Below are 255 nucleotides of genomic sequence, written 5' to 3'. Positions count from 1 at the left end.
CGCTCGACAAGAAGACCCCGGCCGACTTCGGCGTCGACACCGCCGCCCGCCTCAAGGTGCTGAAGACCGAGGAGCCGTCGGGCCGCAAGGCCGGCATCAAGGTCAAGTCGGTCGCCGAGCTCGTCGAGAAGCTCAAGACCGAAGCCGGCGTGCTCTAAGTTCAGCAAAGGGAGATTAAATCATGGCCATTCTTCTTCTGGCTGACCACGACAGCAACCACCTTTCCGACCAGACCGCCAAGGCGCTGACCGCTGC

The 255-nt window shown here is 62.7% G+C and carries 1 pseudogene; it reads left to right on the top strand.

The features are described 5' to 3' along the window. Positions 1-158, top strand: a pseudogene (locus tag AC0C6X_RS30295) (electron transfer flavoprotein subunit beta/FixA family protein); the annotation flags it as partial. Positions 159-255: the final 97 nt, after the last annotated feature.

This window comes from Ensifer sp. VA4 (genome assembly GCF_055710065.1).
Note: the sequence above shows the minus strand (reverse complement) of the source record. Positions and strands in the feature narration are given on the sequence as shown.